The organism is Rahnella perminowiae (assembly GCF_019049755.1).
GTDB classification, from domain to species: Bacteria; Pseudomonadota; Gammaproteobacteria; order Enterobacterales; family Enterobacteriaceae; genus Rahnella; species Rahnella perminowiae.
The window spans coordinates 1-13,483 of record NZ_JAFMOS010000513.1; the positions used below are offsets into that span (position 1 = coordinate 1).

At 50.6% G+C, this 13,483-nt stretch carries 14 protein-coding genes; 6 read left to right on the top strand and 8 right to left on the bottom strand.

Features of this window, described 5'->3' with window-relative positions; all coding sequences use genetic code 11:
- Positions 1 to 16: 16 nt before the first annotated feature.
- The 3 genes from J1785_RS10945 to cpxP form a co-directional block, all read right to left on the bottom strand.
- Positions 17 to 1,006, bottom strand: coding sequence for a sulfate ABC transporter substrate-binding protein (locus J1785_RS10945; protein WP_217219407.1), 990 nt, complete (start codon positions 1,004 to 1,006; stop codon positions 17 to 19).
- Between the two features lie 183 nt (positions 1,007 to 1,189).
- The gene (pfkA, locus tag J1785_RS10950; RefSeq protein ID WP_015699196.1) at positions 1,190 to 2,176 is read right to left on the bottom strand and encodes a 6-phosphofructokinase; all 987 of its coding nucleotides are present in this window, start codon (positions 2,174 to 2,176) and stop codon (positions 1,190 to 1,192) included.
- 346 nt (positions 2,177 to 2,522) lie between these two features.
- A complete protein-coding gene (gene cpxP, locus J1785_RS10955; protein WP_129955295.1) occupies positions 2,523 to 3,032 on the bottom strand; it encodes a cell-envelope stress modulator CpxP in 510 nt (169 codons plus the stop codon).
- Between the two features lie 152 nt (positions 3,033 to 3,184).
- Here cpxP and cpxR point away from each other — a divergent pair, with 152 nt between their 5' ends.
- From cpxR to trmL, 3 genes are read left to right on the top strand one after another with little or no spacing between them, the layout of a single operon-like run.
- Positions 3,185 to 3,886: an envelope stress response regulator transcription factor CpxR gene (gene cpxR / locus J1785_RS10960; protein ID WP_129955294.1), complete on the top strand. Its 702-nt coding sequence runs from the start codon at positions 3,185 to 3,187 to the stop codon at positions 3,884 to 3,886.
- On the top strand, positions 3,883 to 5,253 hold the full coding sequence (gene cpxA / locus J1785_RS10965; protein WP_129955293.1) for an envelope stress sensor histidine kinase CpxA: 1,371 nt from the start codon (positions 3,883 to 3,885) through the stop codon (positions 5,251 to 5,253). The genes cpxR and cpxA overlap by 4 nt, the downstream gene beginning before the upstream one ends.
- Positions 5,254 to 5,290: 37 nt before the next feature.
- Positions 5,291 to 5,764, top strand: coding sequence for a tRNA (uridine(34)/cytosine(34)/5-carboxymethylaminomethyluridine(34)-2'-O)-methyltransferase TrmL (trmL, locus tag J1785_RS10970; protein ID WP_129955292.1), 474 nt, complete (start codon positions 5,291 to 5,293; stop codon positions 5,762 to 5,764).
- 52 nt (positions 5,765 to 5,816) lie between these two features.
- Here the strand turns inward: trmL and cysE are convergent, their stop codons facing one another.
- The 5 genes from cysE to J1785_RS10995 all read right to left on the bottom strand — a co-directional run bounded on the left by cysE (position 5,817) and on the right by J1785_RS10995 (position 9,016).
- A complete protein-coding gene (gene cysE / locus J1785_RS10975; protein ID WP_120133124.1) occupies positions 5,817 to 6,638 on the bottom strand; it encodes a serine O-acetyltransferase in 822 nt (273 codons plus the stop codon).
- Between the two features lie 87 nt (positions 6,639 to 6,725).
- A complete protein-coding gene (gene gpsA / locus J1785_RS10980; protein ID WP_129955291.1) occupies positions 6,726 to 7,745 on the bottom strand; it encodes an NAD(P)H-dependent glycerol-3-phosphate dehydrogenase in 1,020 nt (339 codons plus the stop codon).
- Positions 7,745 to 8,215: a protein-export chaperone SecB gene (gene secB, locus J1785_RS10985; RefSeq protein ID WP_129955290.1), complete on the bottom strand. Its 471-nt coding sequence runs from the start codon at positions 8,213 to 8,215 to the stop codon at positions 7,745 to 7,747. Before secB ends, gpsA begins: the two co-directional genes overlap by 1 nt.
- Before the next feature lie 64 nt (positions 8,216 to 8,279).
- Positions 8,280 to 8,531: a glutaredoxin 3 gene (gene grxC, locus J1785_RS10990; protein WP_129992184.1), complete on the bottom strand. Its 252-nt coding sequence runs from the start codon at positions 8,529 to 8,531 to the stop codon at positions 8,280 to 8,282.
- A 53-nt stretch (positions 8,532 to 8,584) separates the two neighbouring features.
- Complete coding sequence (locus J1785_RS10995) at positions 8,585 to 9,016, bottom strand: rhodanese-like domain-containing protein (protein ID WP_013577604.1); 432 nt, start codon at positions 9,014 to 9,016, stop codon at positions 8,585 to 8,587.
- Positions 9,017 to 9,319: 303 nt separating this feature from the next.
- Between J1785_RS10995 and gpmM the strand changes: the two genes are divergently transcribed.
- From gpmM to J1785_RS11010, 3 genes are all read left to right on the top strand, one after another.
- A complete protein-coding gene (gene gpmM, locus J1785_RS11000; RefSeq protein WP_129955289.1) occupies positions 9,320 to 10,864 on the top strand; it encodes a 2,3-bisphosphoglycerate-independent phosphoglycerate mutase in 1,545 nt (514 codons plus the stop codon).
- 172 nt (positions 10,865 to 11,036) lie between these two features.
- Positions 11,037 to 12,302 carry a murein hydrolase activator EnvC gene (gene envC / locus J1785_RS11005; protein WP_370278366.1) on the top strand — a complete coding sequence of 422 codons (1,266 nt, stop codon included), beginning with the start codon at positions 11,037 to 11,039 and terminating at the stop codon, positions 12,300 to 12,302.
- 2 nt (positions 12,303 to 12,304) lie between these two features.
- Positions 12,305 to 13,234, top strand: a complete 930-nt coding sequence (locus J1785_RS11010; protein WP_129955287.1) for a divergent polysaccharide deacetylase family protein — start codon at positions 12,305 to 12,307, stop codon at positions 13,232 to 13,234.
- Positions 13,235 to 13,483: the final 249 nt, after the last annotated feature.

Below are 13,483 nucleotides of genomic sequence, written 5' to 3' on the forward strand. Positions count from 1 at the left end.
GTCTGTAAAAGCGCGATTAACGTTTGGTGATTTGGTCGAAAATTCCATCGGTCGCGAAATGGTCTTTCTGCGCCTGAGCCCAGGTACCTGCAACCTGATCAATGGTGAACAGTTTCAGTTTCGGGAATTCAGCCGCGAATTTCTTCTCGACTTGCGGATCACGCGGACGGTAATAGTTTTCTGCTGCGATGGTCTGGCCTTCCGGTGAATACAGGTACTTCAGGTAGGCATCCGCCACTGTACGGGTGCCACGCTTATCCACCACTTTATCGACTACGGAAACCGTTGGCTCCGCCAATATTGATTCGCTTGGCGTGACGATTTCAAACTTGTCTTTGCCGACTTCTTTGGTCGCCAGCAGCGCTTCGTTTTCCCATGCGATCAGCACATCACCGATACCGCGCTCAACGAAGGTGTTGGTTGCGCCACGAGCACCGGAATCCAACACTTCCACGTTTTTATACAATGCTTTCACGAAATCCTGAGCCTTCGCTTTGTCATTGTTGTTGTGATGCAACGCATAACCCCAGACAGCGAGATAGTTCCAGCGTGCGCCGCCAGACGTTTTAGGATTCGGCGTAATCACCGACACACCCGGTTTGATCAAATCATTCCAGTCATGAATTTGTTTCGGATTACCTTTACGCACCAGGAACACAATGGTAGACGTATACGGCGCAGAATTGTCCGGCAGGCGGGTGATCCAGTTTTTATCAATACGACCGCGCTCGGCAATGGCATCAACGTCATAAGCCAGCGCCAGTGTCACTACATCCGCTTCAATGCCATTAATAACTGACGTAGCCTGTTTGCCTGAGCCGCCATGCGACTGGCGCACAGTAACCGTATCACCGGTTTTGCCCTGCCAGTATTTGCTGAACGCCTTATTATATTGTTCATAGAACTCACGGGTTGGATCGTATGACACGTTCAGAATCTGAATATCTTTGGCAATCGCTCCCGTTGCTACCAACAGTAATCCCAAACCTGCAGCCCATTTACGCATCGTACTCTCCCGAAATAGTTTCTATGGATTTCATTTATTTGTTCGTTAAAGAGAGCGTGCCAGATAAAAATGAAACACATAAAGAATAAAAGGTTTTTTTCTATTACTTTATGGAATAAACAAAAGGCGGGCGAAAAAAAACCTCCCGCCAGGGAGGTTCTTCTAAACACGCAATAAACTGAATCAGAAAAGTTTTTTCGCCGTGTCGTACCAGTCTTCTTTGAACTTGCTTTTCTTGTTCTCTGGCGCGATACAAATCGAGATTAATTCGTGAACCATTTTCTCGTTTTCTACACCCACACAGAAACCGCCCTGAGAATAGTCGCGGTCTTCTTCCAGCAGCAGGTCAACAGCATAAGCACCCATGCGGGAAGCCAGGATACGGTCATAAGCGACCGGTGCTCCGCCACGCTGAATATGGCCTAAGACAGTGCCACGCGTTTCACGACAGGTTTCTTTCTCGATGTATTTAGCCAGTTCTTCGATGTTATCTAACTTCTCGGTGATGGCGACAATCGCGTGTTTTTTACCTTTCGCGATACCGGCTTTGATTTCAGCAACCAGATCATCACGTTTAAATTCAACTTCAGGGATAGCGATAAATTCGCACCCCCCGGCAATCGCTGCCGCTAAAGTCAAATCACCGCAATAGCGGCCCATCACTTCAACAATAGAGATACGCTGGTGTGAGGATGAGGTATCACGTAAACGGTCAATCGCCTCAACCACAGTGCCTAATGCGGTGAAAAAACCGATAGTGTAGTCAGTCCCGGCAACATCGTTATCGATGGTACCTGGCAGGCCGATACAACGGATGCCACCTTCTTTCGTCAGCAGGTCTGCACCCGCATATGAACCGTCACCGCCGATAACCACCAGGCCATCAATACCGCGGTCTTTCATATTCTGTAGGGCAACTTTACGCATTTCTGGATCACGGAATTCCGGAAAACGTGCTGAACCCAGGAAAGTACCACCACGGTTGATCATATCGGAGACGCTGTAACGATCCAGTTTGCGCATGCGGTTTTCATACATGCCGAGGTAGCCATCTTCAATACCGTAGACTTCCAAATCTGCAGATAAAGCGGCGCGGACAACGCCACGGATCGCAGCATTCATGCCTGGGGCATCGCCACCACTTGTCAGTACACCAATTTTTTTGATCATGACTACCTCTGAACTTGTAGATGCAATTTCTTAAGAATCTTGAGCCAGCCTGTTGGGCGAATTTTTCTTATGCAGCCAAAAGGGCTTATTAGCGTTTGAGCCTATAGTATAACAAAACACCGGTGCTGAATTGATTCAAGTCAGCAAGAATACGCATACACCGCTCGGTACATCGCAATTTACTGATTCATACGGCTTTTACAAGATATTTCCCGTTCGTTACGCGCAGATTTCCACCTTGTTAATTTCCTATTTGCAGATCCCACCCAAATTGAGGGCAAAAAAAACCCCACCTTTCGGTGGGGGAAGACAGGGATGGTGTCTATGGCAAGGAAAAACAGGGATCTTACTCGGTCGTGCTGGTACTACTCGTCTTCTGGGCAGAAGAGGGCTGTAATCCAGATAACTGCATTTGCATCTGTTTCATGCGCTGCTCGTGTTTCTGGTTCAATACATTTTTTTGCTCAGGGGTCAGCAGATTAAACATCTGGTTGCGGATGCGGGCCATTTCGACCTGACGATCCACCTGCTCCTGAGCCATCAATTCAGCTTGCGCACGGACGGCGGCCTGATCGAACTTTTCGGCGGTAACCAATCGGTGCATCGTTTCTATCTGTTCTACATTTACATTAGGCAAATCTTTTCGAGCCTGGTGCATCAGGTCACGCATTTGCTGGCGCTGCTGTTCAGTGAGATTAACACCATCAAACATAGTGTTGCGTTCCAGAGGCTTCTCCAACATCGTGCTATCATGTTCTGCTGGCATCGCTGACACTGGTTTTGCGCCATCTGCTAAAACGACACCTGAACTGAGTGTCAGAAGCGTGGCCAAACCAAATGAAGCTGCCTTAAACATCACATACTCCTAAAGTCTTTATCGCTTCATCGCGAATCATTGAAAAGCAGTCTAAACCTGCTGCTGCAAACAAGCGTCAGTGCTTGTAAAAGTACGTAAAGTCATGGAATAGCGGCAATTGATGACGTATTTTGCGTCTAGAGGTAAATACAATGAATAAAATTTTGTTAGTTGATGACGACCGTGAACTGACTTCACTTTTGAAAGAATTGCTCGAAATGGAAGGCTTTAATGTTGTAGTGGCTTACGATGGTGAGCAGGCATTAGAGAAAATCGATAATACCATCGATCTTCTGTTACTTGACGTGATGATGCCGAAGAAAAACGGCATTGAAACCCTTAAAGAATTACGCCAGCGCCATCAGACGCCAGTGATTATGTTAACCGCTCGTGGCAGTGAATTAGATCGTGTTCTTGGCCTTGAGCTGGGTGCCGATGACTATCTGCCAAAACCGTTTAATGACCGCGAGCTCGTGGCTCGTATCCGGGCCATGTTGCGTCGCTCTAACTGGAGCGAACAGCAGCAAAGCAATGAAAACAGCGGCTCACCGACGCTCGAAGTGGACGGGCTGCAACTCAACCCAGGCCGTCAGGAAGCCAGCTTTAACGGGGAAGCGCTGGATTTAACCGGCACTGAATTCACCCTTTTGTACTTACTGGCAAAACATCTTGGACAAGTTGTTTCCCGCGAACACCTTAGTCAGGAAGTGCTGGGGAAACGTCTGACGCCGTTTGACCGTGCTATTGATATGCATATCTCGAATCTGCGCCGTAAATTACCTGATCGCCAGGATGGTCATCCGTGGTTTAAAACCCTGCGTGGACGGGGTTATCTGATGGTTTCTGCTTCATGATAAACAGCCTTACGGCACGTATTTTTGCCATTTTCTGGTTCACATTAGCCTTAGTGCTGATGCTGGTATTAATGGTGCCGAAACTCGATTCACGCCAGATTACACCGCTGCTCGATAACGAGCAGCGGCAAGGCCTGATGATTGAACAACACGTTGAGGCTGAACTGGCGACCGATCCTGCAAATGACCTGATGTGGTGGCGCCGCTTGTTCCGTGCCATCGACAAATGGGCTCCGCCAGGTCAGCGCCTGTTGCTGGTGACCAGCGAAGGGCGGGTGATTGGCGCTCAGCGCAATGAAATGCAGATCGTGCGTAACTTTATCGGCCAGTCTGATAACTCAGATCGCCCGAAGAAGAAAAAATATGGCCGCGTCGAAATGGTGGGCCCTTTCTCCGTTCGTGACGGCGAAGACAATTACCAGCTTTATCTGATGCGCCCCGCCAGCAGTTCCCAGTCTGACTTTATCAACCTGATGTTCGACCGCCCGCTGTTGCTGTTAATCGTCACCATGCTGATCAGCGCCCCGCTGTTGCTCTGGCTGGCCTGGAGCCTGGCGAAACCGGCGCGCAAGTTGAAAAACGCCGCTGATGATGTTGCACGCGGCAATCTTAAGCAGCATCCGGAACTCGAAGCAGGGCCACAGGAGTTCCTCGCGACCGGTGCCAGCTTCAACCAGATGGTCAGCGCACTCGAACGGATGGTCACGGCGCAACAACGGCTGATTTCCGATATCTCACATGAACTCCGTACCCCGCTGACGCGTTTGCAACTGGCAACCGCGTTGATGAGACGTCGTCATGGTGAAGGGAAAGAGCTGCAACGCATCGAAAATGAAGCTCAGCGCCTTGATGGCATGATCAATGACCTGCTGGTGTTGTCACGCAGCCAGCATAAAAATGAATTATCGCGCGAAACCCTAAAGGCACACGAATTGTGGGCTGGAGTGATTGACGACGCACAGTTTGAAGCCGAACAAATGGGCAAAACACTTGAAGTCACATCACCACCTGGCCCGTGGAAACTGATCGGTAATGCGGCGGCGCTCGACAGCGCGCTGGAGAACATCGTGCGTAACGCCCTGCGTTATTCGAATCATCATATTGTGCTGAACTTCGCCCACGACAACGAAGGGATCACCATCACCGTAGATGATGACGGCCCCGGCGTAAGTGAGGAAGATCGTGAGCAGATTTTCCGTCCGTTCTACCGTACTGATGAAGCGCGTGACCGGGAATCCGGCGGTACCGGCCTTGGGCTGGCTATCGTCGATACCGCTGTTCAACAGCACAGAGGCAAGGTAAAAGCCGAAGACAGCCCGCTGGGCGGCCTTCGTTTGATTATCTGGCTGCCGCTGCACCAGCGTTAAGTTTCTGCTATTCTGCGTCCCTCTATCAGGGGGACGCATGCTTAACATTGTTTTATTTGAACCAGAAATCCCGCCCAACACCGGCAACATTATCCGCCTGTGTGCCAACACCGGATGTCAGCTTCACCTCATCGAACCTCTGGGTTTCGGCTGGGACGATAAACGTCTGCGCCGCGCCGGGCTCGATTACCATGAATTCGCCAATATCAAGCATCACGCTAATTATGATGCCTTTCTCAGTAGTGAAAACCCACAGCGCCTGTTTGCACTGACAACCAAAGGCACGCCAGCACATAGCGCCGTCAGCTATCAGGAGGATGATTTCCTGCTCTTCGGCCCAGAAACTCGCGGCTTGCCGGCATCCATACTGGATAACCTGCCAGCACAACAGAAAATCCGCATTCCCATGCGCGCAGAAAGCCGCAGCATGAACTTGTCGAATGCTGTGTCCGTTGTGGTTTATGAAGCCTGGCGTCAGTTGGGATATCCGGGCGCATTGCTGAAAGAATAGCGTATTGGAAGTGAAGAGGATGGCATGCAGATTCATGCCATCTGAAAACCTGTCAGATGCCGTCGCCGAATTCAAAACCCTGCACAATACCGTTGAAATGCTGATCCATATCCATGGAAGGCCGCTCGCTTTCCGGCCGCCCGACAATACGCGCCGGAACGCCTGCAGCCGTGGTATGTGGAGGAACTGATTGTAATACGACTGAACCCGCACCGATTTTTGCGCCAGCACCCACTTCGATGTTGCCGAGGATTTTCGCACCGGCACCAATCATGACGCCTTCACGAATTTTAGGGTGTCGGTCACCGCAGGTTTTCCCTGTACCACCCAGTGTCACAGATTGCAGAATCGACACGTCATTTTCCACCACGGCCGTTTCACCGATGACAATACCGGTGGCGTGGTCAAACATGATGCCACAGCCAATGCGTGCCGCCGGGTGAATATCTACGCCAAATGACACTGAAATCTGATTCTGGAAATAAATTGCCAGCGCTTTGCGATCCTGCTTCCATAGCCAGTTACCGATGCGGTAAGCCTGCAGCGCGTGGAACCCTTTCAGATAAAGCAGCGGTGTGGAATATTTGTCGACCGCCGCATCACGCTGATGCACAGCCAAAATGTCGCGGGCAGCGGACAGGATCATTTGTTCGTCGTTACGATAGGCTTCTTCGACAACTTCACGGATCGCCATCGCAGGCATAATCGGATTACCCAGCTTGTTAGCCAGAATGTAGCTCAACGCGCCGCCCAGCGTTTCATGTTTTAGCAACGTCGCATGGAAAAAACTGGCCAGCATCGGTTCACACTCAGCCAGCGCTCTCGCCTCTGATTTAATGTTATTCCAGACCAGTTCTAATTCTTCTAACGACATCACTTTTCCTTACGACTTTGCAAGTTCGGGTAATAAAAAGCCGCCCTGTGGGGAATACCAACAAGGTGGCTATTCTGCAAATGCCTTTCAGTGGCTGTGTTTTTCGTCCTTGCTCGCACGGGCAAGCAGACTGATTGCTGCTTCACGCGCATCTTTACCGCAATACAGCACCTGGTAAATCTGTTCCGTGATCGGCATTTCAACATTATTTCGCTGCGCCAGAGCCCGCACTTCTTTTGTATTGCGATAGCCTTCAACAACCTGGCCGATGGTGTCCTGAGCAGTCTGAACATCTTTGCCTTGCCCCAGCATAATGCCGAAGCGACGGTTGCGGGACTGGTTGTCTGTGCAGGTTAACACTAAATCACCCAAGCCTGCCATGCCCATAAATGTGGCTGGGTCAGCGCCTAAAGCGGAACCCAGGCGGGTCATTTCTGCCAGACCACGGGTAATCAGCGCGGTTCTTGCATTAGCCCCAAAGCCGATACCATCAGACATCCCGGCACCAATCGCGATAACATTTTTAATCGCACCGCCCAGCTGAACACCGATAAAATCGGGGTTGCTGTAAACACGGAAGCTTTTGCCACAGTGCAGCAATTGCTGCAAATCTTCGGCAAAACGGGTATCCGTTGCGGCCAGTGAGATTGCCGTTGGCATGCCGGCCGCCAGTTCTTTAGCAAATGTCGGCCCGGAAACGACGGCTAATGGAATTGCATCGCCGAGTTCTTCGCGCGCGACATCTTGCAACAAACGTCCGGTTTCGGCTTCCAGACCTTTCGTCGCCCACACCACGCGCGCATCAGGGCGCAGATGCGGTTTCAGCTGGCGTAATACGTCACCAAATACATGGCTTGGCACTACAACCAGTACATTACGACTGGCAGCTAACGCGATAGAAAGATTGGTTTCGAGCAACAGATTATCGGGGAAATGAACATCAGGAAGGAATTCCTGATTACAACGGGCGCGCTGTAACGCATTGATGTGGTCGGGATTATGTCCCCACAGCACAACGGGATGACCATTTCTGGCAAGAGTAATCGCTAAAGCGGTGCCGTACGAGCCGGCACCGATCACTGTCATTGACGCATTGACGGTTTTCATCAGGCATCCTGATGCGGTTCAGCACCTTCGCCTTCAGCTTGCTGTTGCAGATAGTTCATGAACAGAGCGTCAAAGTTAACAGGTGCCAGATTCAGTTGCGGGAAGGTACCGCGGGAAACCAGGCTGGTGATGCACTCACGGGCATACGGGAACAGAATGTTCGGGCAATATGCCCCCAGGCAATGTGCCATCTGGTTGCCATCAATACCGGAGATAGTGAAGATACCACCTTGCTGAACTTCGCACAGGAACGCAGTTTCGTCGCCCAGGGAAGACGTTACGGTCACACGCAAGACGACTTCATATACGCCGTCAGCCAGCTGGCTGGAAGCAGTATCAAGATCCAGTTTAACTTCTGGCTGCCAGTCTTGCTGGAAAACCTGAGGCGCATTTGGCGCTTCAAAAGAGATGTCTTTGGTGTAGATACGTTGGATCTGGAAAGCCATCTCGGTGTTATTTTGTTCTGACATGTGAGTAGTACCCTCGGGTTAATAGTCCTTTTAAACACTTAATGGAAAACAGGCGCCGCCTTTATTAACCCAGCATTGGGTCAAGGCCACCGCGTGCATCAAGTGCATGTAAATCATCACAACCGCCTACGTGTTGCCCATCGATAAAAATCTGAGGAACGGTTGAACGACCGCTACGGGCGATCATTTTTTCACGTTGATCCGCGTCGCCGTCGATAGCGATTTCATCGAATGAAGCCCCTTTGCTATTAAGGAGAGCCTTCGCACGATGGCAGTAAGGGCAGGTTGCCTTGGTGTAGATTTCAATTTTGGCCATGGGTTCCACCTCAGAGTCGTAAAATTTATTGCCGTAGCAGTTTGCTTAATGTCTTATTTACCGCGCACTAATGGCAGATTTTCACTGCTCCAGCCGCTGATACCTTCTTTGAGTGTAAAGACGCGTTCAAAACCCGCAGCAATAAGGCCTTCAGCCGCAGTGCGGGAAGTCTGGCCTGTGGCACAAACCACGATAACAGGCTGTGCTTTATGTTTGGTCAGTTCACCCAGGTTGTTGTTCTTGATGTCGGCAGACAACACATTTTGTGATTCAGCGATGTGGCCTTTGCGGAATTCTTCACGCGCGCGGACATCGACAACAATGGCGTCTTCTTTGTTAATCAGGCGGGTTGCTTCGCCACGGGTGATCTCTTTTACTTTAGAAAAACGTGTTTTAAAAGTGGTTACAATTACTGCAATCAGTAACGCAACCCACGCCAGGCTGAGAACCGGATGCGCACTGATGAATGGCATAATATCTTGCATGGGGTGTAGCAACTCCCGTCAGTTGGGGGAAAATTCAAGGCTTCAGAGTATACCTGCGCGTCGGAGCAAATACAGCCAGTAAGCGCGGCGATTGCCACAATCTGCGGCACGTCTCGGAAAATTAACACGCCTTTATAGCGAAAGTTAACCCTCACCTCACCTCATCTTTGATCTCCTCCGGCTATTCACTTACCGCGCTGAGGTAAAATCAGCCGCCTTAAATGCCCTTAGCCGCGCCTGTTCAGACTGTTTCAGCTGGCGAGCCTAATGAGCATTTCATCTTTCAAACTGAGGTCAATTGACATGTCGAGCAACAAAAAACCGATGGTTCTGGTGATTCTTGATGGCTACGGGCATCGTGAAGAACAACAAGATAATGCAATTCTGAACGCCAAAACCCCCGTCATGGATAATTTGTGGGCCACTCATCCGCACACCCTCATCGCCGCATCCGGGCTGGACGTCGGTTTACCCGACGGGCAGATGGGTAACTCCGAAGTCGGCCATGTCAATTTAGGTGCCGGTCGCATCGTGTATCAGGATCTCACCCGTCTGGACAAAGAAATTAAAGAAGGTGATTTCTTTAATAATAGCGTACTGACTGGCGCTGTTGATCGTGCAATCGCCGCCGGCAAATCGGTTCATATTATGGGTCTGCTGTCTGCGGGTGGCGTTCACAGTCACGAAGATCACATTATGGCGATGATTGAGCTGGCGCAACGCCGTGGTGCGAAAGCCATTTATCTGCATGCCTTCCTGGATGGCCGCGATACCCCACCGCGCAGTGCTGAAGCAGCCCTGAAACGCTTCTCAGAAAAATTTGCACAGATAGGTACAGGCCGTATCGCGTCAATCGTGGGGCGTTATTACGCCATGGATCGCGACAACCGCTGGGATCGTGTGCAACAGGCCTATGACTTAATGTCACAGGCAAAAGGCGCATTCACTGCCGATAACGCCCTTGCAGGTCTGCAAGCCGCTTATGCCCGCGACGAAAATGATGAGTTCGTCAAACCGACTGTGTTGCAAGCCGCTGGCGAAGAAACTGCCGCAATCAATGATGGCGATGCGCTGGTCTTTATGAACTTCCGTGCAGACCGTGCACGTGAAATCACCCGTGCTTTCATTAGCCCGGATTTTGAGGGCTTTACCCGCGAAAAAGTGATTAATTTCGGCGATTTTATCATGCTGACCGAATATGCTGCAGACATCAATGCAGCCTGTGCCTATCCACCGGCATCCCTGAAAAATACGCTGGGCGAATGGTTGATGGCGCACGGGAAAACGCAGTTGCGTATCTCTGAAACCGAAAAATATGCCCATGTCACCTTCTTCTTTAACGGTGGCATGGAAGACTCATTTGAAGGCGAAGATCGTATCCTGGTGAAATCACCCAATGTGGCGACTTATGACCTGCAACCGGAAATGAGCTCTGCTGAACTGACGGAAAAATTGCTCGGCGCAATCAGCAGCGGTAAATATGACGCCATCATTTGTAACTATCCAAATGGCGACATGGTCGGCCATACCGGTGTTTACGATGCGGCTGTCAGTGCCGTTGAAGCGCTCGATAAATGTGTTGCTCAGGTCGTGGACGCAGTGAAAGCCGCCGGTGGTCAGTTGCTGATTACAGCCGACCACGGCAATGCGGAACAGATGCGTGATCCTGCCACCGGCCAGGCGCATACCGCACATACCAGCCTGCCGGTACCGCTCATCTATATCGGTGGAAATGCACAGGCTGTTGAAGGCGGTAAATTATCTGATATCGCGCCAACCATGCTTTCACTGATGGGCATGGAAATTCCGACGGAAATGACCGGCAAACCGCTGTTTATCGCCCGCTAATTGCTGTTAAAGCGTGTTAAAAAAGGTGTACTGACCTCCGTTGGTACGCCTTTTTTGTTTGTGCATCAGCCGGTTGATTAGTGTTACGATACGATAAGGGACAGCCATATTGTCTATCATCCACGGTCGACAAGCGGAAAAAAGTTTGAGCAAATTCATTCATTTCAGCCTGATGAGAACCCGCCTTTCCGCTCAGGACAAGGCCGTATCTGCCTTCCCATCTCCAGCCTTATTACTGTGCGTATCTCTGCTGTCTCTCTCTGTGAGCGTGCATGCTGACGACAATAAAGATCAGCTCAAAACCATTCAGCAAAACATTGCGGAAAAAGAGAAAAGCGTAAAACAGCAGAAACAGCAACGCGGCACTTTACTGCAGCAACTGCAGGCGCAGGAAAAAACCATCGCTTCAGCCAGCAGTCAGTTGCGCAGTACACAGTCAACCCTCGCCACATTGGGAAAAGACATTTCCGGGCTGAATGCGTCCATCGATAAATTGCAAAAACAACAAAAGACGCAGGAAACTATTCTGGCAAAGCAGCTCGATGCCGCCTTCCGCATCGGGCAGCATAAGGGCCTGCAATTACTGCTGAGCAGCGAAGAGAGCGAACGCAGCGAGAGGATCCTGGCTTATTTTGGTTATCTGAATGAAGCACGACAGAAAACCATCGAAGATCTGAAACAGACCCGCACTACGCTGGCGGCACAGCGTGTGTCTTTGCAATCTAAACAAGCCCGGCAAAAAAGCCTGTTGGATGAACAGCAAACCCAGCAGCAGAAACTCGAACAGGCACGCGCCGCACGCAAACAAACACTGACCGCGCTCGAATCCTCATTGCAAAAAGATGAGCAGAGCCTGACTGAACTGCGCGCCAACGAATCCAGCCTGCAAAACAAAATTGCAGCCGCTGAACGTGCCGCCAAAGCACGCGCAGAAAAAGAAGCGCGTGAAGCTGCGGCAGTCAGAGCGAAAGAGCAACAGGCGAAGAAATCCGGCTCCACCTACAAACCAACCCAAAGCGAGCAATCCCTGATGGCCCGTACCGGCGGTCTGGGCAGACCATCAGGTCAAAATATCTGGCCTGTTAATGGTTCGTTGATACATCGCTTCGGCGAACAGCTACAGGGTGAACTACGCTGGAAAGGGATGGTGATCTCAGCAAGGGAAGGCAGTGATGTCCGTGCGATTGCTGACGGACGGGTCATTCTGGCGGACTGGTTACAGGGATACGGGCTGGTTGTGGTTATCGATCACGGTAAAGGCGATATGAGCCTGTACGGCTACAATCAGGATGCGCTGGTCAGCGTAGGCGACCAGGTCAGAACCGGTCAGGCCATTGCTAAAGTTGGGAACAGCGGCGGACAGGGCCAGCCATCGCTGTATTTTGAAATTCGTCGTCAGGGCCAGGCAGTTAATCCACAGCCGTGGTTGGGAAGATAGCATTGCGATATAACAAGTCCGTTTTAGCTGCCGTTTGCGGTACTGCGTTCTTTGCCTGTCAGGTTCAGGCAGCGAAATTATCCATCCTGATCGATGACTTCGGTTATCGCCAGCATGAGGAAAACCAGGTACTTCAGATGCCAAAAGCGGTATCCGTCGCGATTTTCCCCAATGCACCCGATTCGCAGATGATGATGAACAAAGCGCACCAGCAGGGACGTGAGATTCTGATCCACCTGCCGATGGCACCGCTCAGCAAGCAACCTCTGGAAAAAGATACGCTCACACCTTCCATGAGTGCCGCAGAAGTGAAACGCATTGTCGATCAGGCGATCAGCAATATTCCCTACGCGATTGGTATCAATAACCATATGGGTAGCGCTATGACCTCCAGCCTGACCGGCATGGAAAATGTCATGCAGGCAATGAATGCTCACAACCTATTTTTCCTCGATAGTATGACCATCGGCAACACCCAGTCAGTCAAAGCGGCTCAGGGCACCCGGGTGAAAGTGATTAAACGCAATGTCTTTTTAGATGATGTGCAGAATGAAACGGAAATCCGCCGTCAATTTGAACGTGCAATTCAACTCGCACGCAAGAATGGCTATGCCATCGCGATCGGGCATCCACATCCCACTACGGTGAAAGTGCTGCAGCAAATGTTGCCAAACTTACCTGCCGATATCGTTCTGGTCAGGCCAAGCGATCTGCTGAACGAACCCCAGCGCAGCGCAGCAACCCGCAAAGCCACGATCGGGCCAGTAAAATCATCGCGTAAAGGCATCAGTGTCTGTCGCCTCAGGCAACCTATCCCGCAGATTTATGCGGACAGCATGTTTAAAGTTCTGGGAGAAAGCCTGAAATCTTTACCTGCCTTGGAGTTTGTGGAACGGCAGTATTCTGTGATGACAACTTTTACGCAAAACTAGAAATCGCACACATTGACGATTTCCTGATTATATTGATGGTAAGCATATCTCCGCTACCATCAACTAACTTATTGATATACATGAGTTTACGAGCCAAACTAAAAAGTAGAGCTTCTGGGTTTTGCCTCATATAATAGGCGCTGTATATTTTTTTGACCGGACTGAGCAAGGGCGCTAACCGATGGGACAAGATCGATCTAAAATTCTGCTACTGGATAGTGGCAAGGAATGGGGAGGCGGTACTAACAG

Coding starts and splice junctions, on each gene's coding strand:
- J1785_RS10945 (WP_217219407.1), bottom strand. CDS start 1,006: ATGCGTAAATGGGCTGCAGGTTTGGGATTACTGTTGGTAGCAACGGGA.
- pfkA (WP_015699196.1), bottom strand. CDS start 2,176: ATGATCAAAAAAATTGGTGTACTGACAAGTGGTGGCGATGCCCCAGGC.
- cpxP (WP_129955295.1), bottom strand. CDS start 3,032: ATGTTTAAGGCAGCTTCATTTGGTTTGGCCACGCTTCTGACACTCAGT.
- cpxR (WP_129955294.1), top strand. CDS start 3,185: ATGAATAAAATTTTGTTAGTTGATGACGACCGTGAACTGACTTCACTT.
- cpxA (WP_129955293.1), top strand. CDS start 3,883: ATGATAAACAGCCTTACGGCACGTATTTTTGCCATTTTCTGGTTCACA.
- trmL (WP_129955292.1), top strand. CDS start 5,291: ATGCTTAACATTGTTTTATTTGAACCAGAAATCCCGCCCAACACCGGC.
- cysE (WP_120133124.1), bottom strand. CDS start 6,638: ATGTCGTTAGAAGAATTAGAACTGGTCTGGAATAACATTAAATCAGAG.
- gpsA (WP_129955291.1), bottom strand. CDS start 7,745: ATGAAAACCGTCAATGCGTCAATGACAGTGATCGGTGCCGGCTCGTAC.
- secB (WP_129955290.1), bottom strand. CDS start 8,215: ATGTCAGAACAAAATAACACCGAGATGGCTTTCCAGATCCAACGTATC.
- grxC (WP_129992184.1), bottom strand. CDS start 8,531: ATGGCCAAAATTGAAATCTACACCAAGGCAACCTGCCCTTACTGCCAT.
- J1785_RS10995 (WP_013577604.1), bottom strand. CDS start 9,016: ATGCAAGATATTATGCCATTCATCAGTGCGCATCCGGTTCTCAGCCTG.
- gpmM (WP_129955289.1), top strand. CDS start 9,320: ATGTCGAGCAACAAAAAACCGATGGTTCTGGTGATTCTTGATGGCTAC.
- envC (WP_370278366.1), top strand. CDS start 11,037: ATGAGAACCCGCCTTTCCGCTCAGGACAAGGCCGTATCTGCCTTCCCA.